The 18,982-nt window shown below is 64.6% G+C and carries 17 protein-coding genes; 10 read left to right on the top strand and 7 right to left on the bottom strand.

Annotation, left to right across the window (positions count from 1 at the left end; translation table 11 throughout):
- Positions 1–20: 20 nt before the first annotated feature.
- Complete coding sequence (locus ACX3VQ_RS11815; RefSeq protein ID WP_462581271.1) at positions 21–551, top strand: hypothetical protein; 531 nt, start codon at positions 21–23, stop codon at positions 549–551.
- Here ACX3VQ_RS11815 and ACX3VQ_RS11810 read toward each other — a convergent pair.
- Positions 523–2,580 carry a protein-disulfide reductase DsbD family protein gene (locus ACX3VQ_RS11810; RefSeq protein WP_462581270.1) on the bottom strand — a complete coding sequence of 686 codons (2,058 nt, stop codon included), beginning with the start codon at positions 2,578–2,580 and terminating at the stop codon, positions 523–525. The two genes, ACX3VQ_RS11815 and ACX3VQ_RS11810, sit on opposite strands and share 29 nt — an antisense overlap.
- 62 nt (positions 2,581–2,642) lie before the next feature.
- On the opposite strand from ACX3VQ_RS11810, the gene ACX3VQ_RS11805 reads away from it, so the two are divergent.
- On the top strand, positions 2,643–3,857 hold the full coding sequence (locus ACX3VQ_RS11805; RefSeq protein ID WP_462581269.1) for a UbiH/UbiF/VisC/COQ6 family ubiquinone biosynthesis hydroxylase: 1,215 nt from the start codon (positions 2,643–2,645) through the stop codon (positions 3,855–3,857).
- Positions 3,858–3,863: 6 nt separating this feature from the next.
- Here ACX3VQ_RS11805 and ACX3VQ_RS11800 read toward each other — a convergent pair whose 3' ends face one another.
- From ACX3VQ_RS11800 to hemC, 3 genes are all read right to left on the bottom strand, one after another.
- On the bottom strand, positions 3,864–4,739 hold the full coding sequence (locus ACX3VQ_RS11800; RefSeq protein ID WP_462572485.1) for a hypothetical protein: 876 nt from the start codon (positions 4,737–4,739) through the stop codon (positions 3,864–3,866).
- Between the two features lie 96 nt (positions 4,740–4,835).
- On the bottom strand, positions 4,836–5,510 hold the full coding sequence (locus tag ACX3VQ_RS11795; RefSeq protein ID WP_462572486.1) for a uroporphyrinogen-III synthase: 675 nt from the start codon (positions 5,508–5,510) through the stop codon (positions 4,836–4,838).
- Positions 5,510–6,445 carry a hydroxymethylbilane synthase gene (gene hemC, locus ACX3VQ_RS11790; RefSeq protein WP_462572487.1) on the bottom strand — a complete coding sequence of 312 codons (936 nt, stop codon included), beginning with the start codon at positions 6,443–6,445 and terminating at the stop codon, positions 5,510–5,512. The genes ACX3VQ_RS11795 and hemC overlap by 1 nt, the downstream gene beginning before the upstream one ends.
- A gap of 44 nt (positions 6,446–6,489) precedes the next feature.
- Here hemC and tsaD point away from each other — a divergent pair, with 44 nt between their 5' ends.
- The 7 genes from tsaD (at position 6,490) to ACX3VQ_RS11755 (ending at position 13,730) form a co-directional block, all read left to right on the top strand.
- The gene (gene tsaD, locus ACX3VQ_RS11785; RefSeq protein ID WP_462572488.1) at positions 6,490–7,524 is read left to right on the top strand and encodes a tRNA (adenosine(37)-N6)-threonylcarbamoyltransferase complex transferase subunit TsaD; all 1,035 of its coding nucleotides are present in this window, start codon (positions 6,490–6,492) and stop codon (positions 7,522–7,524) included.
- Complete coding sequence (locus ACX3VQ_RS11780) at positions 7,521–8,525, top strand: NAD(P)H-dependent glycerol-3-phosphate dehydrogenase (protein ID WP_462572489.1); 1,005 nt, start codon at positions 7,521–7,523, stop codon at positions 8,523–8,525. Before tsaD ends, ACX3VQ_RS11780 begins: the two co-directional genes overlap by 4 nt.
- On the top strand, positions 8,507–10,039 hold the full coding sequence (locus ACX3VQ_RS11775; protein WP_462581268.1) for a lipopolysaccharide biosynthesis protein: 1,533 nt from the start codon (positions 8,507–8,509) through the stop codon (positions 10,037–10,039). The genes ACX3VQ_RS11780 and ACX3VQ_RS11775 overlap by 19 nt, the downstream gene beginning before the upstream one ends.
- Before the next feature lie 82 nt (positions 10,040–10,121).
- On the top strand, positions 10,122–10,610 hold the full coding sequence (locus ACX3VQ_RS11770; RefSeq protein ID WP_462581267.1) for a hypothetical protein: 489 nt from the start codon (positions 10,122–10,124) through the stop codon (positions 10,608–10,610).
- Positions 10,611–10,764: 154 nt separating this feature from the next.
- On the top strand, positions 10,765–11,949 hold the full coding sequence (locus tag ACX3VQ_RS11765; protein WP_462581266.1) for an acyl-CoA dehydrogenase: 1,185 nt from the start codon (positions 10,765–10,767) through the stop codon (positions 11,947–11,949).
- Positions 11,950–12,078: 129 nt separating this feature from the next.
- The gene (gene maiA / locus ACX3VQ_RS11760; protein WP_462581265.1) at positions 12,079–12,723 is read left to right on the top strand and encodes a maleylacetoacetate isomerase; all 645 of its coding nucleotides are present in this window, start codon (positions 12,079–12,081) and stop codon (positions 12,721–12,723) included.
- Positions 12,720–13,730, top strand: coding sequence for a fumarylacetoacetate hydrolase family protein (locus ACX3VQ_RS11755; RefSeq protein ID WP_462581264.1), 1,011 nt, complete (start codon positions 12,720–12,722; stop codon positions 13,728–13,730). The genes maiA and ACX3VQ_RS11755 overlap by 4 nt, the downstream gene beginning before the upstream one ends.
- Positions 13,731–13,802: 72 nt before the next feature.
- Here ACX3VQ_RS11755 and ACX3VQ_RS11750 read toward each other — a convergent pair whose 3' ends face one another.
- The 3 genes from ACX3VQ_RS11750 to ACX3VQ_RS11740 form a co-directional block, all read right to left on the bottom strand.
- Positions 13,803–14,177, bottom strand: coding sequence for a VOC family protein (locus ACX3VQ_RS11750; protein WP_462581263.1), 375 nt, complete (start codon positions 14,175–14,177; stop codon positions 13,803–13,805).
- Between the two features lie 72 nt (positions 14,178–14,249).
- On the bottom strand, positions 14,250–15,362 hold the full coding sequence (locus ACX3VQ_RS11745; RefSeq protein WP_462581262.1) for an S-(hydroxymethyl)glutathione dehydrogenase/class III alcohol dehydrogenase: 1,113 nt from the start codon (positions 15,360–15,362) through the stop codon (positions 14,250–14,252).
- A 15-nt stretch (positions 15,363–15,377) separates the two neighbouring features.
- A complete protein-coding gene (locus tag ACX3VQ_RS11740; RefSeq protein WP_462581261.1) occupies positions 15,378–16,823 on the bottom strand; it encodes an NAD-dependent succinate-semialdehyde dehydrogenase in 1,446 nt (481 codons plus the stop codon).
- A gap of 306 nt (positions 16,824–17,129) precedes the next feature.
- Here ACX3VQ_RS11740 and ACX3VQ_RS11735 point away from each other — a divergent pair, with 306 nt between their 5' ends.
- Positions 17,130–18,899 (top strand): GGDEF domain-containing protein, encoded by a 1,770-nt coding sequence (locus tag ACX3VQ_RS11735; RefSeq protein WP_462581260.1) that lies wholly within the window; start codon positions 17,130–17,132, stop codon positions 18,897–18,899.
- The last annotated feature ends 83 nt before the right edge of the window (positions 18,900–18,982 follow it).

Below are 18,982 nucleotides of genomic sequence, written 5' to 3'. Positions count from 1 at the left end.
GCCTCGTTCTGAGCGCGTCCGTGGGAATGCTGGCCGCCTGCAAGCCCCCGCCAACCGATGCCGATATCGCCGTCAGCGAACCCGCGGCACCCGGCGGTCCTTCCGAGCCGATCGATTCGCCCGATACCGAGGGCGCAATCTGGGCTGATAGCGCCGCCCCTGGCCGGATCATTTACGGGAAAGCGGGTGAGCCCTCGCTCATCTCTCTCGGCTGCATTGAAGCTCAGGGTGTCGCCACAATCAGGCTTACCCGCTATGCGCAGGCAGATGCCAACGCCAAGGCCTTTGCGGCCCTGATCGGCAACGGGCATATATCGCGCATCCCAATCGACGCGACCGAGGTGGATGGTGAATGGCTGTGGCAGGCAGAATTACCGGCCAGCGATCCAAACTGGGAAGTGCTCACCGGAAGGCGCGAAGTGGCCGTTACCATTCCCGGCGCAGGCCGCGTGGTTCTCAATCCAAGCCCGCGCCCCGGCGCCTTGATCGAGAACTGTAGCGCCTCCGCTCCGGCACCAACAATCAGCGAGGACGCTGCGCCCGTTCAATAAGCATGTCAGCCGTCAACACCTGCGGCAGCTGCTCGGCCTGCGCGCCCGGCTCGTACCACAGATAGAGCGGCACGCCCGCCGCACCCTGTGCGGTCAGGAAAGTGCTGATCGCTGCATCGCGGCGCGTCCAGTCCCCCACCATGGCGATCACGCCAGCCTTGTCGAACGCAGCCTTGGTCACCTGGCGCTCGATCGCCACGCTTTCATTGACCTTGCAGGTGACGCACCAGTCGGCTGTGAACCACACGAACACCGGCCTGCCGCTGGAGCGCGCCTCGGCCAACGCAGCCTCGCTGAACAGGCGCGGCTGGAGCAGCGATTCGGAGCTTTGGTTATTTTGCTCGGCAAAGCTGGCGGGCAGCGCAAACGCACCAAAGATCAGGAAAGGCGCCGCGATCAGGCCGAAGGCGGGCCAGGCCATCTTGCCGCGCCGCTGCAGCCGCCCGACTGCGATCAGCGCCATGATCACCCCTGCGGTCATCACCAGCGCGAACATGGCAAAGCCCTGTCCGCCCAGCCGCGCGGTCAGCCATACCAGCGCGAGCGCCGTCAGCCCCATCGGCACCGCCATCGCCTTACGGAAAGTGTCCATCCAGGCGCCGGGCCGCGGCAGTTTGCGCCGCAGCGCCGGCACGAACCCGATCAACAGGAACGGCAACGCCAGCCCCAGCCCCAGCGCCGCGAACAGCACCAGCGCCAGCGCCGGCGGCAGCAGCAGCGCCGCACCCAGCGCCACCGCCATGAACGGGCCGGTGCAAGGCGTCGCGACAAAGGCCGCGAGCAGCCCTGTGGCAAAGGCGCTGGCCGGCTCGCCCTGCCGCGTGAACGACAGCGAGGGCAGCTCGAACATACCCGCGAAATTGGCGGTGATCACGGCAGCCAGCACCAGCAGGAACACCACCACGCCCGGCTCCTGCAACTGGAACGCCCAGCCCACCTGCTCGCCCGCAGCGCGCAGCGCCAGCAACACTGCGCCCAGCGCGACTGTCGCCAGCATCACGCCCGCAGTATAGGCCGTGCCTTCGCGGCGCGCCTGCACCTCGCTTTCCCCAGCGCGCGCCAGGCCGATCGCCTTGAGGCTCAGGATCGGGAACACGCAGGGCATGATGTTGAGCACCAGTCCGCCTGCCAGCGCGCCAAGCACCAGCAGCCAGATTGGCGGGGCCGCACTGCCCTGCCCCGTCGCCACCGGAGTGCCGCCTTGAGGCACCTCACCCGCCAGCGCTTCGATCTTCACGCCGTTGCCCCCGCCCAGCGACAATATGCCTTCGACACGTTGGGGCTGCGTTCCGCCCTTGAGCGGGATTTCCGCGACCAACAGGTCCCCCTTGCGGCGGAAGCTCTGCGGCGCGGCGTAATCGACCAACCGCTCGGTGCGGATAAACAGATGCGGATCGGAAAGCGCCATCGCCGCCGGGATCGGGATCGCCAGGCGCAGCTTGCCGCCGCCAAGCTCAAACTGGCCCTTGCGGTCGAGTGGCGGGGCGATCGCCGCGCGCCACTGCGCAAAACGGCGATCGACCACCGCCGCTGCGGGATCAACCGCCAGCATGGCGCTCATCCGGCCGCCCTCGGGCACGCAGATGGCATCGGTGCAGGCGAGCCATTGCCCGTTCACCGCTATCGGGATTGGTCCCGAGGCTGCGAAATCTGCCGGCACCGTCACCGGCACCAGAACTGCGTAATTGCCCTTGTAAACGTGGTTCATCAGCCCGCTGATGCGCAGTTGCTGCGGCACCGGATAGGTTGGCTCGCCCGCCTGCCATCCATCGGGCAGCTCCCATTCAAGCTGCATGCCCAGGCCGGCATCGCCCGGATTGGACCAATAGCCATGCCATTCTTCGGACACGGGTTCGAAATGGATGGCGAGCGTCAGCGTCTGGCCCGCCATGGCTGCCCCATCGGCATGCAGGCTGGCGGCAAGGTTGTTATTCTGCGCGCGCAGGGGGGTAGCTACGGCAAGCGCGCCAAGCAGCGCCAGCAGCGCCAAGATCGCGCGGATCTTGTTCAACATCCTTGCTTCGTTCACGGCTGACCCTCTAGGGATGTCTCAGACTATTCGCAAACCTTTGGCTCAGGGTTACGGTTCCGATGAACGAAAAGCGCGATCTCCTGATAATCGGCGGCGGGCTGGTGGGCATGACCCTGGCGCTGGCGGCTGCCCGCAAGGGCTTTTCCAGCCATGTGGTCGATCGTGCGGATCCCGGGTCGCTCACCGCCGAAGGCTTCGACGGGCGTGCCTCGGCCATTTCGACCGCCAGCTGGAACCTGTTCACCAATATCGGCATCGCCGATAGGCTTGAGCCATACGGTTGCCCGATCGCCTCGATCGCGGTCAGCGACCAGATGAAGCCCGGACGGATCGATTTCACCCCGGCGCCGCATGATGGCACGCTGGGGCGGATGTTCGCCAACCGGCAATTGCGCCTGGCGCTGTTCGAGGCGGCAGAGCAGGAGCCCCTGATCGCCTGGCATGCGCCGGTTGACGTGGTCACGCGCGAGCGCGGCGAGTTCGGCGTTTCCGCCACGCTGGGTGACGGCACGGTGCTCGAAGCCGCGCTGATGGTGGGTGCCGAAGGCCGCGTCTCGCCCAGCCGCGAGGAAGAGGGACTCAAGATGGCCAAGTGGGATTACCACCACCGCGCGATCATCGTTGGCCTCACCCACTCCAGATCGCATGACAATGTCGCTTGGGAAATCTTCTATCCCGACGGCCCCTTCGCGCTGCTGCCCATGCTTGACGGGCCTGACGGCACCCATCGCAGCGCGCTGGTGTGGACCGTCAGCGAAAAGGACGCGGCGGGCGTGCTCAAATTGTCAGACAGGGCGTTCCTGGCCGAAGTAATCAAGCGAATGGGCGATATCATGGGTGAGGTCACGCTCAACAGCCAGCGTTCCTCCTATCCGCTCAGCCTGCAGCACACCGCGCGGCTGACCGGCGAACGATTGGCGTTGGTGGGCGATTCGGCGCACGGAATGCACCCGATCGCCGGGCAGGGTCTCAACCTCGGTCTGCGCGATGTCGGCGCGCTGGTCGAAGTGCTGGAGGAAGCGCGACGGCTGGGGCTGGACCCGGGCGATGCGCAAGCACTGAAGCGTTATGAAAACTGGCGCGCGCTCGATTCGCTGATGGTGATGGGCGCAACCGACGGGCTGACCCGGCTGTTCGGCCTGCGCGGAAGGACTGCTTCGGCGATCCGCCGCCTGGGCATGGCCGGCGTGCAGCGCATACCCGTGCTCAAGCATTGGTTCATGGATGAAGCGCGCGGCGTATCGGGCGATGCGCCCGCATTGCTGCGCGCCTGATCGGCCCTATTCGCCCGGCCCTTCCACCGGGCTGCGCTGTTCCACCGGATTGCCCGCGCCATCACGCAACCGGCCCGGATCGAGCACCGCGGCGGTTTCGATCGTTTCCAGCGCGTCCATTGCCGCAGCATAACGCTCGGCATCCGCAATCCAGGCCTCGGCCTTCGCTGCGCCCGGCATGTTCCGCACTTCGCCGATCGCCGAATTGATCCGTCCGCTTTCGAGGAACCGCTTGGCCCGAGTCAGCCGCCGTTCGGGCTGCGGCGATGGCGTGCTCTCGCGGCGGATCACGAACAGCTCGCCGAGCTCGCGGCGCAAATCGGTCCACGAGTTGATCCCTTCGCGTTCGCGCAATTGCGGCCCCAGCCCGTCAAGCCGCGCCTGCAACACGTCCAGCGTGATCGGATCGCGCGAAAAGGTGATGATGGTGCGCACTGCATTGGGCCAGCTATCGCCAAAGCGCAGCCGCAATTGATCCGCCAGATAGCCAAGCTCTGCCCCGCGCTCCACTGCACGGCGGGTAGCAAAAGCGATCAGCAGCCCTTCGGCCCGCGCGGCATTGCCGGCCGCCGCCTGGGCTTGCAGGTCCAGCCGCGCCAGCCGCTGTTCAGCCGCGGCCAGCCGTTGGTCCAGCCCGCCCTGCTGTTCTGCTACGCGCTCAACCGCCTCGGTTGCCTGAGCGGCCCGATTGGCAACCGCCGTCGGTGTGGGCTCGGGAGAGAGCCCCCCTTCGGCGTCTACGTCAGATTCGGTATTTCCGGCATCTTCAGCTACAGCCACCGCAGTTTGCTTGTCAGTTTCGCCAGCAGGCCAGAAGTAATAGCCAACCAGTGCAGCGCCCAGCAGAAAGGATGCCACTGCTGCACCCAGGATGGGCCGCATCGACGGGCCTTTGCGGCGACTGCCAAACCTTGATTCCATAACCGTCCGTTCTGCGACCTTGCTGCTTTTACCCAGCTCTTGACCCCTTGCCGACCATTATTGGCACATGTCCTGCGCCAAGGCCAGTAGCGCAGCTTCGTTCGGGGCCACTGCCGAGCGGGCGCTCAGCCACCCTTCACCCACCGGCTCAAGGATACGCGGCCCCAGCGCTGCCAGTGCGATCACGCCGCGATCCAGGCCCAGCCGGTCGCACTCCTCGGCAAAATGCCTGGCCGCAGCCGCAGAATGCAGCAGGACAAGCGCACCCTTATTCAATTCTCTCTCAAATTCCGGTTTAATATCGGTGTCTTGCACACGATATACGACACGAAGTGTAAGCTCCCTGCCGGCTGGCAGATTGAGTGCGACATGCTGTTCGCCCGCCAGCCGCAGCAGATGGCTAAAGCCCGGCTCAAGCGCATCAAGCAGCGATTGCAACCCGCCTGTGCCGATTGCCGCAACCTTGAAACCAGCGCCCTCTGCCGCCTTGGCGCTGGCCTTGCCCACCGCCAGAACCGGCAAATGGGCCAATGCCTGGAGCTTCTCTCCACCATGGCGGAACACATTCGCGCTCCCCACCAGCAGGGCATCGATCCCGGCCAGGTCGGGCAGCGTCCAGCCGCTCGGCGCAATCCGGGATAGCGGGTATCCGGCAATCGGCAGGCCGCAGGCAGCGCCAGCGGCAATGGTCGCGGAAAGCCCCGGCTCGGGCCGGATGGCAAATACCCGCATCAGCCGGCTTTAAGCCCGAAATACGGCACCATGCCGGGGGTCAGGCGCGCCAACAGATCGGCACCCATCCCTGATAGCCAATCATGCTCGCTCGCCGCGCCGCTGGCGCTCGCTTCGATCCGATCGGCACCGTCCGGGCTGAACAGAGCGCAGCGCAGGGTCAGTGCATCCCCTTCTGCCGTGGTCAGCACGGCGATCGGACTGTGGCAATTTCCACCCAGCGCCATGAGCAGAGCACGCTCGGCCAGCACAGCATGGTGACTGGGCGCGTGATCGATCGCCGCCAGCAGCGCCCGGGTCTGATCATCGTCCGCCCGGCATTCGATCCCGATCGCGCCCTGCGCCGGTGCGGGGAGCCAGATTTCCGGGTCAAGCCGTGCGCCAATCGCATTTTCGCCCAGCCGGTCGAGCCCGGCCGATGCCAGCAGCGTGCAATCCGCCTCGCCCCGCTCAAGCTTGGACAGCCGGGTTGCTACATTGCCGCGGAATGACACCACATTGCAGTCAGGCCGGGCATGGAGCAGCTGCGCCGCCCGGCGCGGCGCGCTGGTGCCCACCGTCGCGCCCCGGGGAATATCGGCAATGCTGGCGGCTCCGATCAGCCGGTCGGCCACATCGGCGCGCGGCAGCACCGCAGCAATGGCGAGCGTTGCGGGCCGCAGCGTCTCGACATCCTTCATCGAATGCACCGCCGCATCGATCCGGCCTTCGTGCAGCCAGTGATCAAGCTCCTTGGTCCACAATGCCTTGCCGCCGATTTCCGCCAGCGGCCGGTCGAGCACCTTGTCGCCGCTGGCCAGCACCGGAACCAGTTCGACCGCGTCCTCGGCCCAGCCATGCGCGGCGCACAGCCGCGAGCGTGCCTCGTGCGCCTGCACCATCGCCAGCGGCGAACTGCGCGTGCCAAGCCGGATTTTCGCTGTCGTTGAGCTCATAGCTGCGCTTGCTCTAGCCTCGCAAACCTCTAAGGGAAAGCGGCATGGGCCTCGTCTTGGGCATAGAATCCAGCTGCGACGAAACCGCAGTGGCGCTGGTGGATAGCGATCGCACCATCCGCGCCCAGCAGATCGCCTCGCAAGTGGCCGAGCACGCACCCTATGGCGGGGTAGTGCCGGAAATCGCAGCGCGCGCGCACGCTGAAAGGCTTGCCCCGATGCTGGAGGCTGTGATGCAGGAGGCTGGCGTGACGCTGGCCGATTGCGACGCGATCGCGGCAACCGCTGGCCCTGGCCTGATCGGCGGTGTGATGGTGGGGCTGGTCACCGCCAAGGCGCTGGCGATGGCTTCGGGCAAGCCGCTGCTGGCAATAAATCATCTCGAAGGGCATGCCCTGAGCCCGCGGCTGGCCGATCCGGCGCTGGAATTTCCCTATCTGTTGCTGCTGGTTTCGGGCGGGCACTGCCAGATATTGCTGGTCGAAGGCGTAGGGCGCTATCGCCGCCTCGCCACCACTATCGACGACGCGCTGGGCGAAGCCTTTGACAAGAGCGCCAAGATCCTGGGCCTTGGTTATCCCGGTGGCCCTGCGCTTGAAAAGCTGGCCTTGCAGGGCGATCCACAGGCGGTGCGGCTGCCGCGCCCGCTGCTTGGTTCCAAAGAACCGCATTTCTCCTTTGCCGGGCTCAAGAGCGCGGTTTTGCGCGCGCATGACAGCGGTGACCACGCCGATGCAGACATTGCTGCAAGCTTCCAGCAGGCAGCGATCGATTGCCTGGTTGACCGGCTTGAGCACGCCATTGAACGGATTGACACCGTTCCCAGCCTGGTGGTTGCCGGGGGCGTGGCCGCCAACCGATCGATCCGCACCGCTCTGGAAGAACTTGCCTCGCGCCGCGCAATGGGCTTCACCGCTCCACCTATGGCGCTGTGTACCGACAATGCTGCGATGATCGCCTGGGCCGGTTGCGAGCGGCTGCCGCTTGGCAGGTTCGATCCGCTCGATTTCGCCGCGCGGCCGCGCTGGCCGCTCGACCCTGAGGCTGCGCCTGCGCGCGGTGCGGGGGTCAAGGCATGACGCAGCATCGAACCCCGGTTGGTGTGCTGGGTGCGGGCGCGTGGGGCACCGCGTTGGCGCAGATGTTGGCCAGCGACGGGCGCGAAGTGCTGATCTGGGCGCTCGAGCCCGAGGTTGCGAGTGAGATCAATTCCGAACACCGCAACACACCCTATCTGCCATCAGCCAGCCTTCACCCAACGATTCGCGCAACCGGTAACCTCGCCGATTTCGCGGGGTTCGAGACCGTGCTGGCGGTCACCCCCGCGCAGCATCTGGGCAGCGTTCTGGCGCAGATGGCCACTGCGCCGCGCGACCTGGTGCTGTGCAGCAAGGGGATCGAGGCCGGAAGCGGCCGCTTGATGAACGATGTCGCCAGGGAAGCCCTGCCCGCGAGCGAGATCGCCGTGCTGTCAGGCCCCACCTTTGCACACGAAGTTGCCGCCGGTCTCCCGACCGCGGTCACGCTGGCCTGCAGCGGCGGCCGCGAACAATGGAATCGGCTCGCACCCGCCGTGGCCCGCCCCGCCTTCCGCCCCTATTATTCGGACGACGTGACCGGCGCGGAAATCGGCGGGTCGATCAAGAACGTGCTGGCGATTGCCTGCGGTGTGGTCGACGGGCTGGGCCTGGGCCAGAATGCGCGCGCAGCCCTGATCGCGCGCGGCTATGCCGAAATGCTGCGCTTCGGCGAGGCGTTGGGTGCGCAGCCGGAGACGCTTGCCGGGCTGTGCGGGTTGGGCGATCTGGTGCTGACCTGCAGCTCAACCTCAAGCCGCAACTTCTCGCTCGGCAAGGCGCTTGGCGAAGGCGGCGATGCGCAGGCGCTGATGGCGGACCGCCGCACCGTGGCCGAAGGCGCGTTTACCGCGCCGGTGCTGGAGCAGCTGGCGCGCGATCGAGCGATCGACATGCCGATCGTCAACGCGGTCAATACCCTGCTTGGCGGGGCAGCACCGGGCAAAGTGGTGAATGCCCTGCTGGCGCGCCCGCTCACCGCTGAATGGGGCGAGGACGCGTGAGCAGTTCGGCTTCGCCGCAAGAGCCCACCAGCAGCGATCAGGGTGACATTGCCGCGCTGGCCAAGGGTGGACGCACCAATTTTCTGGGGTTCCTGCTGCGACTGGCGGCGCGGCTGCCGTTCCTGTTCATCGCCGGGCGGCTTTACGGCGCCGATGCATTGGGCCGTTTTGCCAGCGCGCTGGTGGTGATCGAGCTTATCGCACTGGTCTGCTCGATGGGCGAGAAGCGCGGGCTGGCGCAGCGCCTGACAGAAGGCGAGGATGAACCGGTCAACCTGGTGTTTGACGGGATGCTGCTGGCGTTGCTGCTCTCCTGCGCCGCCGCGTTGGTGCTGTGGTTCTTTCCCGCCCCGATGTTTCCGAGCGGCAATTACACCGAGCTTGACCGGTTGCTGGTAATTGCCATTCCAGCCTATGCGCTGACCGAAATCCTGCTGGCCGCGCAGGCCTATCGCTATGACATCGCCGCCACGGTGCGCGCCCGCGCGGTGGTGGAGCCGTGGACGATCTCGATCATGGCTGGCGTGTTCTTCTACACCTCATTGAACGATAGCGGGCTGGCACTGGCCTATATCGCCTCGATCTTCGCCGGTTTACTCGCCGCAGCCTGGCCTTTCGTGCGTACCTATGGCCTGCCCCGCGGTTGGAGGCCGCATCCGGTAAAGATGGCCCGGATGAGCGCGCGCGCCTTCCCGCTGGCCTTGGCCGACGCGGTCGAATGGGGCACACGGCGGCTCGACATCTTCATCCTCGGCTTCTTCGCCGCGCCCGCCGCGGTGGGCATCTATTACGTTGCGCAGCAGGTCGCCAGCCTGCCGCAGAAGCTCAAGACCAGTTTTGAGCCGATCCTTGGCCCGGTGATCACACGCAATCTGAAAGAGGGAAATTTCAGCGCAATCGCCGCGCAGGTAAGGCAGGTAGGCTTCTGGATCATCGCTGCACAGGCCGGCATCGCGCTGGCGCTAGGTATTCCCGGCGAAGCGGTGATGGGGCTGGTCGGCCCCAATTTCGTCGGCGGCACGGGGGCGCTCGCCTTCCTGCTGCTGGCCGAGGTCGTGGCCGCGAAAGCTGTCGTGTCCGAAGCCGCGCTGGTCTATGTCGCGCGTAAGCGCAACCTTGCGATTTCGCTTGGCACGATCGCGCTGCAGGGCGCGTTGACGGTGGGCGCGATGCTGCTGGTCGAACGGCTGGGCTATGGCGAACCGTACAAGGCGGCGGGCGCGGCGATTGCGCTGATGCTGGCGCTGGGCACTGCCAGCCTGGTCAAGGCCTGGCTGCTCGCGCGCATTCTGGGCTTTCCGGTCAGTAACTGGCGCTGGCCGCTGGTATGGGCGGTCGCCCCGGCCGTGGTGGTGGGATATTTCGCCACGCTGCTACCTGAATGGGCCGAACTGATCATCGGCATTCCGCTGATCATGGGCACATATGGCTGGGTGATCTGGCACAAGGGCTTTGGCCCGGAAGACCGCGTGCTGTTTCGGCGCAATATCGGCGGCAAGGAAACCAAGGCCTGATCTGCGCGCATTGCATGGTTGGCTTTGCCCTCCGCGCGCTGCTAATGGCCCCGCGAGTTAACCGGCCGAGGATGATAACCCGATGGAGCAGATGATCGCCGACTACTGGCCATGGATGCTGATTGCGCTGGTGATTGCAGTGGCGATCGGGTGGTTTGTGCTCCTCGCCAATCGCAAGACATCGGTCAAGTCCGACAAGCGCGACGTGCTGGACGAAGGGGCCGAGCGCGCCAGGCGCAACCAGGCGCTGATCGATGCTGCGCCGCGCGCGACTTCCACCCCGGCACCCGCACCCTCGCCCGCACCCTCGCCCGCTTCGGCCCCCACCGGCGGCGACGACCTCACCCGGATCAAGGGACTCGGTCCGAAGATTGCAGCCATGCTCGGCGAATTGGGCGTAACGCGCTATGCCGATATCGCCGATTGGGACGATACGGAGATTGACCGGATCGACGCACTGCTGGGCAAATTTCAGGGTCGTATCCGGCGTGACTCCTGGGTCGAACAGGCCAAATTGCTGAGTTCAGGCGATGAGTCCGGCTTCATCGGAAAGTTTGGCCAGAACGGATAAACTCCTGCCGGATGACCGGCAGCGGCCATGCGCGAAAAAGTCGCGCTTTCATGATCGGCTCCGCTTCTGTATCGCCCGATATAACCGCCAGTCCATGCTTGCCCCGGCATGACAAGGCTGCGATGGGTCAGGCAAGATAGTTACAGGAGATACTATGTCCGGGATGGTCCCGTTCAATTGGGAAGACCCCTTCGATCTGGAAAGCCAGCTGAGCGAAGACGAGCGGATGATCCGCGATGCGGCGCGCGGCTTTGCGCAGGGCGAATTGCAGCCGCGCGTGATCAAGGCCTTTGCCGAAGAGATCGACGCGCCCGAGCTTTTCCCGCTGATGGGCCAGGCCGGCCTGCTGGGCGCAACCTTGCCAGAGGAATATGGCGGTGCGGGTGCCAGCTACGTCGCCTATGGCCTGATCGCGCGCGAGATCGAGCGGGTCGATAGCGGATATCGCTCGATGGCCTCCGTTCAGTCATCGCTCGTGATGTATCCGATCCATGCTTACGGCTCCGAGGAGCAGCGCCGCAAATATCTGCCCGGCCTCGCCTCGGGCGAGCTGATCGGCTGCTTCGGCCTGACCGAGCCCGATGCAGGCAGTGACCCTGGCGGGATGAAGACTGTCGCCCGCAAGGATGGTGACGGCTACGTGCTGAATGGCTCGAAAACCTGGATTTCCAACGCCCCCTTCGCCGATGTCTTCGTAGTCTGGGCCAAGAGCGAGGAACACGGCGGCGGCATTCGCGGCTTCGTGCTGGAAAAGGGCATGAAGGGGCTTTCCGCACCCAAGATCGAAGGCAAGATCTCGCTCCGCGCCAGCACCACCGGCATGATCGTGATGGACGACGTGAAACTGGGCGCCGATGCGCTGCTGCCCGATGTCCAGGGCCTGAAAGGGCCGTTCGGCTGCCTCAACCGCGCGCGCTATGGCATCAGCTGGGGGGCATTGGGCGCGGCCGAGTTCTGCCTGCATGCCGCGCGGCAATACGGGCTCGACCGCAAGCAGTTCGGCCGCCCGCTGGCAGCGACCCAGCTCTTTCAGAAGAAGCTGGCCGATATGCTGACCGATATCGCGCTGGGGCTGCAGGGTTCGCTGCGCGTCGGGCGGTTGATGGACGAGGGCCGCTTTGCGCCCGACATGATCAGCGTCGTCAAGCGCAACAATGTCGGCAAGGCGCTCGAGATCGCGCGGATGGCGCGCGATATGCATGGCGGCAATGGCATCAGCGAGGAATACCAGGTGATCCGCCACATGGTGAACCTCGAGACGGTCAACACCTACGAAGGCACGCATGATGTCCACGCGCTGATCCTGGGGCGCGGGATTACTGGCATCGCGGCGTTCTGATGACGCGAATTCGTCATCGCGAGCGACCGCAGGGAGCGCGGCGATCCACGGCTCATCCGCGCCGTAAAATTCGGTCCATGGATTGCCGCGCCTGCTTCGCAGGCTCGCAATGACGAGGAAACGAACGTCATGAAACTCTACGGATATTATCGCAGCTCGACGAGCTACCGCCTGCGCATCGCGCTGGAACTGAAGGGCATCGCCTACGAATATATCCCGGTGAACCTGCTCACCAGCGAGCAGAAGAGTATGGACTATACCCGCCGCAATCCCTTTGGCAGCGTGCCCATGCTGGAAGCTGACGGGCGCGACCGCGCGCAATCCATGGCGCAGCTCGAATGGCTCGATGAAGCCTATCCCGACAAACCGCTGCTGCCCGCAGCGCTGGAAGATCGTTACACCGCACGCGAGCTGGCCTATGCCATCGCCACCGAAACCCATGCAGTGAACAATTCGCCGGTGCTGAAGTATCTCAAGGACCAGCTTGGCCATTCTCAGGATGAGATTGACACCTGGTATCGCCATTGGCTGGCGCGCACCTTTGTGCCGCTTGAAGCACGGCTGGCACAGCTGGGAACGGGCGACTTCCTGTTTGGTGCGCCGGGCTTTTTCGAAGTCGTGCTGCTGCCGCAATTCTACAATGCCGAACGTTTCCGGTTCGATTTCAGCGACAAGCCGCATATCATGCGTATCGCACAGGCATGCCTTGCCTTGCCTGAATTCCAGCGCGCGCATCCCGATAACCAACCTGACAATCCAGAGAGAAGCTCATGAAACTCGCCACGCTCAACGACGGCACTCGCGACGGAAAGCTCGTCGTCGTCTCGAAGGATCTCACACGCTATTGCGCCGCAGATAATATCGCACCGACACTGCAGGCCGCGCTCGACAACTGGACGGACATCGCACCCCAACTGGAAGTGCTGGCAACAGATGTCGAGCATGAAGCGGTGCCGTGCGAACGCTTTCACGAGCGTGAGGCGATGTCGCCGCTCCCCCGCGCCTATCAGTGGGCCGATGGCAGTGCCTACATCAATCACGTCGAACTGGTGCGCAAGGCGCGCGGTGCCGAAGTGCCGGAGAGTTTCTATCACGATCCGCTGATGTATCAGGGCGGGAGTGACAGCTTTCTCGCCCCGCGTGAGGATATCCCGCTGGGCGATGTGGCCTGGGGCTGCGACATGGAAGGCGAAGTGGTGGTGATCACCGACGATGTGCCGATGGGCGTTTCGGCTGAGGACGCGGCCAGCCACATCAAGCTGGTGATGCTGGTCAATGATGTCTCGCTGCGCGGGCTGATTCCGGGCGAACTGGCCAAGGGGTTTGGTTTCTTCCAGTCAAAGCCCGCCAGCGCCTTTTCGCCGGTGGCGGTTACGCCTGACGAGCTGGGCGATGCGTGGAAGGATTCGCTGATCCACCTGCCGCTGATGGTCGATTACAATGGTGAGGCATTCGGCCGCGCTGAAGCAGGAATTGACGCCACCTTCAACCTTGCGCAGCTGGTGGTGCATGCGGCGAAGACGCGCAATCTGTGCGCGGGTTCGATCATCGGTTCTGGAACGGTATCGAACAAGGGCGCCGATGGCGGCCCTGGCAAGCCCGTAGCCGAAGGCGGGCTTGGCTATAGCTGCATTGCCGAGATCCGCATGATCGAGACGATCCGTGACGGCGCGCCCAAGACGCCCTTCATGCAGCCCGGCGACACGCTTCGGGTCGAAATGCGCGATGCGGAAAATCACTCGATCTTCGGTGCGATCGAGCAGAAGGTGGTGCAGCTCTAGAGACGCAAAAGCGCGGCGAGGTCAGCACAATGGCCTACCCCGCCGCGCCTTTCGGGAATCCGGCTCTGCGGATTACATCCGGTGGAGAGCGCAGAGCTTGTTGCCGTCAGGATCGCGGAGATAGGCAAGATAAAGCGACATGCCGCCGCCTTCGCGCACGCCCGGCGGATCCTCGATTGCGGTGCCGCCATTGGCCACGCCCGCCGTGTGCCAGGCATCGGCCTGCTCCGGAGTCATCGCAAGACCGATAGTGCAGCCATTGCCCGCCGTGGCTGGCTGGCCGTCAATCGGGGTGGTGACAAGGAACAACCCGCCATTGTGCATGTAAATCAGGCGGCCCTTGTCATCCTTGATGCCTTCCTTGCCGCCCATGGCCTTGAAGGTGGCATCGTAGAAGGTCTTGGACCGGTCGATGTCGTTCGAACCGACCATCATGTGACTGTACATTCGCAAAGTCTCCTCTTTGGGTTGCGATTCGCTACGTGTCCTGCCGGAGGGGTCCGGTCAAGCGAAAGGAACTCAATAGACGACGACCGAGCGGATCGACTTGCCTTCATGCATCAGGTCGAAGGCGGTGTTGATATCTTCGAGGCCCATAACATGGGTGATCATCGGGTCGATCTCGATCTTGCCGGTCATGTACATGTCGACGATCTTGGGCACGTCAGTGCGGCCCTTCGCACCCCCAAAGGCGGTGCCGCGCCAGTTGCGCCCTGTCACCAGCTGGAACGGACGGGTGGCGATTTCCTTGCCCGCCTCGGCCACGCCGATAATGATGCTGGTTCCCCAGCCGCGGTGGCAGGCCTCAAGCGCGGTGCGCATCACCTCGGTATTGCCGGTTGCATCGAAGGTATAATCCGCCCCGCCTTCGGTCATCAGCACGATCTTCGCCACGATGTCCTCGCGGCTCATGCCCTTCGAATTGAGAAATTCGGTCATGCCGAACTTGCGGCCCCATTCCTCGCGATCCGGGTTGATATCGACACCGATAATCCTGTTCGCACCAGCTAGGCGCGCACCCTGGATCACGTTGAGGCCGATCCCGCCGAGGCCGAACACCACCACATTGTCGCCCACCTGCACCTTGGCGGTGTTGATCACAGCACCGACGCCCGTGGTCACGCCGCAGCCGATGTAGCAGCTGCTCTGGAACGGCGCATCCTTGCGGATCTTCGCCACCGCGATCTCGGGCAGCACAGTGAAGTTCGAAAAGGTCGAACAACCCATGTAGTGGAAGATCGTCTGCCCCTTGTAGCTGAAGCGCGATGTCCCATCGGGCATCAGCCCCTGGCCCTGCGTCGCGCGGATCGCGGTGCACAGATTGGTCTTGCCCGACAGGCACGACTTACACTGGCGGCATTCGGGCGTGTAGAGCGGGATCACGTGGTCATCCGGCTTCACCGAGCTCACGCCCGGCCCAACTTCACGCACGATCCCCGCGCCCTCATGGCCCAGGATGCTGGGGAAGATGCCTTCGGAATCGAACCCGTCGAGCGTATAGGCATCGGTATGGCAGATGCCGGTGGCCATGATCTCCACCAGCACTTCGCCCGCTTTCGGCCCCTCAAGTTCAACTTCGACAATTTCCAACGGCTTCTTGGCCTCAAAAGCCACAGCGGCACGGGTCTTCATTCGTGCTTCCTTCCCTCAGACGGCTTCGTGAATAGTTTTCGAGACCATGCAGGCGGTGACACCCTCGGCGCCATCCTCAAGCCCGTAACCCGACCATTTGACGCCGCCAAAGGGCGCATCCACCGCGCTCACCGTGCCGCCATTGATCGCGATCATGCCCGCTTCGATCTCGCTGGCCAGCCGCATCCGGCGCTTCGCATCCTGGGTCCAGGCATAGGCGGCAAGGCCATAAGGCAGCCGGTTGGCTTCCTCGATCATCGCCTCTTCGCCCTTCATCGGGTTGATCAGAGCGACCGGGCCGAACGGCTCCTCATTCATGATGGTCGCATCAAGCGGCACTTCGCTCAGCACAGTGGGCTCATGGAAATAGCCCTGGTTGCCGATGCGGTTTCCGCCCGCGCCCAGCTTCGCCCCTTTGTCGAGCGCATCAGCCAGCTTGGCCTGAATGCCATCCGGGCCGCGCTGGCTCGCCATAGGGCCCATTACCGTGTCGCCGTCGAAGCCATTGCCGACCTTGACCGCCCTCGCCCGTTCGACAAAGCCGTCACGGAAGCGTTCGAAAACATCTTCTTCTACCAGGAAGCGCGTGGGGCTGACGCAGACCTGCCCGGCATTGCGGAACTTGTTGCCCGCCATGGTATCGAGCGCCTTGTCGATGTCGGCATCATTGAACACCAGCACCGGCCCATGCCCGCCCAGCTCCAGCGTGGCGCGCTGAAGGTTCTCCGCCGCCAGCTTGGCGAGGTGCTTGCCCACCGCGGTCGAGCCGGTGAAGGTGAGTTTGCGGATAACCGGGCTGGCGAGCAGGTGGCGGCTGATATCGTCGGGCACACCGAACACGGCCTGGCATACGTCCCCGGGCACACCCGCATCGCGCAAGGCCTGGACGATGCCCAGCCCGCCCGCCGGCGTTTCCTCCGACGGCTTGACGATGACCGAACAGCCCGCCGCCAGCGGCCCGCCGACCTTGCGGATCACGTTGAGCGCAGGGAAATTCCACGCCGAAAAGCCCGCCACCGGGCCAACCGGCTCGTGCCTCACTTCGACCCGCTGGCCGTCCGGACGCACCAGCGTTTTGCCATAGAGCCGCTTGCATTCACCGGCATAGAATTCGAGCAACATGGCGCAATAGATCGTCTCGCCCACCGCTTCCTTCAGCGGCTTGCCCTGCTCGCGGGTGATGGCCGCGCCGATATCCTTGGCCCGCTCGCGGATCAGCGCCGCGCCCTTGCGCAGCACCGCTTCGCGCTGGTCGGCAGAGGTCGCGCGCCATTGCTTGAAGCCGCGTGCGGCGGCCTCCAGCGCTGCGTCAAGATCGGCCGTGGTCGCCTTGGGCAGTGCGGCGATGACCTCGCCCGTCGCGGGATCGAGCACATCGATCGTGTCGCGACCGGAAGCGCCGATCGCCTCTTCACCGATCAGCAGATTGAGTTCGGGATATGCGGGAACGGTGCTGGACAAGGTAACCTCCTTCGATTCTCGGCCCCTCCATATCATTCGTGCGCGCTAGGTCCATGCGCATCCTGAAGAACATGGCTGGCGGGCCGGATCGCGAGAAATTGCTTGTATCATCCGGTTGGCGCTCTCCATCCGCGGTTCAATTGCGCGTGCAGCTGTGCCGCGAAAACAGTGATGAACTTCGCACCAACCGCCATCTTGGCTTGTCTTTACCAAGTCCGTCGTCCCCGGATTTCAACCAACTGTCTGGTGAACAAGGTTTCTTAACGCTCACTCGGTATCTCTCCCTACCATCAAAGGGGGCGCGCATTGTTCGGGTTCGCAAAGCTTATCGGCCTGTGGCTGGTGCTTGCCGTTATCGGCATGGTGCCCGTTCATGCCGCGCATGCGGCCGAGCTGCGCCAGCTTGGCCCGCAGCTGTGCACCCTCGCCGGTTCTGCCGAGGCGACCCCGGCGCAGATCATGGCGCGGCGTGCCGAGTTCGATTGCGGGCCCGACAAGATGGCCAAAGCCACCTATACGCTGTGGATCGCGGCCGATATCGGCGCGGCGGATGAAGGCCTGGGTGATCCGGTGCTGCGCGTGCGCACCTCGCGCCACGGTGCCTTCATGCTGACCCGGCAATTTGCCGATGGGCGGCTGATTACCACCGATCATTCGCTGGCCGACCAGACAGCGCGCTGGCGGGCGCCCTATGCCGTCTCGCTGCCCTATATGGACGAGGCGGGGGTGCGCCCCACCGCCATCCTGCTCAAGATCGACAACCCTTTCGATCCGACCAATTGGTATGACATCGAGCTGGCCGAGCGGGCGCACGACATCGCGCTCCACCACAGTGGCCGCATAACCAGCGCGCTGGTGATGGGCCTGCTGTTCGCCCCGCTGCTGCTCAACGGCGTGTACTTCCTCGCGCTGCGCGAACGGTTCATCCTGTTCCACACGATGATGGTGACGGGCCTCATCGTCAATCACATCGCCTGGTCGGGCATCATCTTCGATCTGTTTCCGCAGGCGACGATGGTGCAGCGCTCGATCACCGTCTATCTTGCGCTTGGCTGGGTGGCCATGTCGGCCTGCCTGCTGATCGGCAGGCTGTGCAGCCGCGAACTGATGGGGGCGGCATGGCTGCGCGCGCTCCACATCGCCGGGTTCGGCTGCTGCGCGGTTACTTTCGCAATCATACTGGCATCGCCATGGCTGCCGTTCGTGGGCGCGCAGATCATCCATCTCGCTTTTGGTGCGATGGTGCTCACCACCATTTCCGTGCTGGTGCGCAACGCGATCAAGGGCGACCGGATGGCGATGCTGCAACTGCTGGGGCTTTCGGGCGTGGGCCTGGTCGCGGTCAGCCGGGTACTGCGCGCCAACGGCGTGATTGCCGATCTGCCGATCTTCGATCTCGGCTTCTATACCGCAGTGCTGATCGAGGCGTTCACCACCAGCGTGGTGGTGGCGCTGTGCGCCCTATCGCTGCGCCGCGAGCGTGACAGGATCGAGCAGGAGCGCGACCAGGTGATGCAGCTGGCGCAGACCGACGAGCTGACCGGCATCCCCAATCGCCGCGCCTTCATCACCCGGTTTAACAGCATCTTCGCCAGGGCAGACCGCAGGCAGGGGGTGCACGCGCTGATGATCCTCGACATCGATCATTTCAAGCAGGTCAACGACAGTTTCGGCCATGCGCATGGCGACGTGATACTTCTGCAATTCGCGGGCAGGCTGCGCGACGCCTGCCGCGCCGAGGACCTTGTCGCGCGCTTCGGCGGGGAGGAGTTCGTGCTGCTCGCGCGCTTTCAGGGCGAGGCGCGCGTCCGCGACTTTGCCGAGCGATTGTGCCACGAGAAGTTGCGCTGGGCCGAGGCGGGGCCAGGCGGCGAGGTGCACGAGATCAGTTGCAGCATCGGGGTGGCGATCCTGCCGCGAGGTGGCAGGGTCGATCTGGGAGACGCCTTCGCCACCGCGGACGAGGCGCTCTATCAGGCCAAGGATAACGGGCGGCGGCAGGTGTGGTTCGCCAGCAAGATCCCCGCCCCGCGCATACCCGCAAGCCGCCCCGAACAGCGCAAGGCCGCAGCGTGAGGATGCGGGTTGAGGGTGCAAGCTGCGGAAGCGAAGCTGAACGAACGGAGTGAGGACAATTCGGCATTCCCGACAGCGCGTCG

The organism is Altererythrobacter chaiwopuensis, assembly GCF_054957735.1.
The sequence above is the reverse complement of the archived record's forward strand: the minus strand, read 5'-3'. Positions and strand labels throughout refer to the sequence as shown.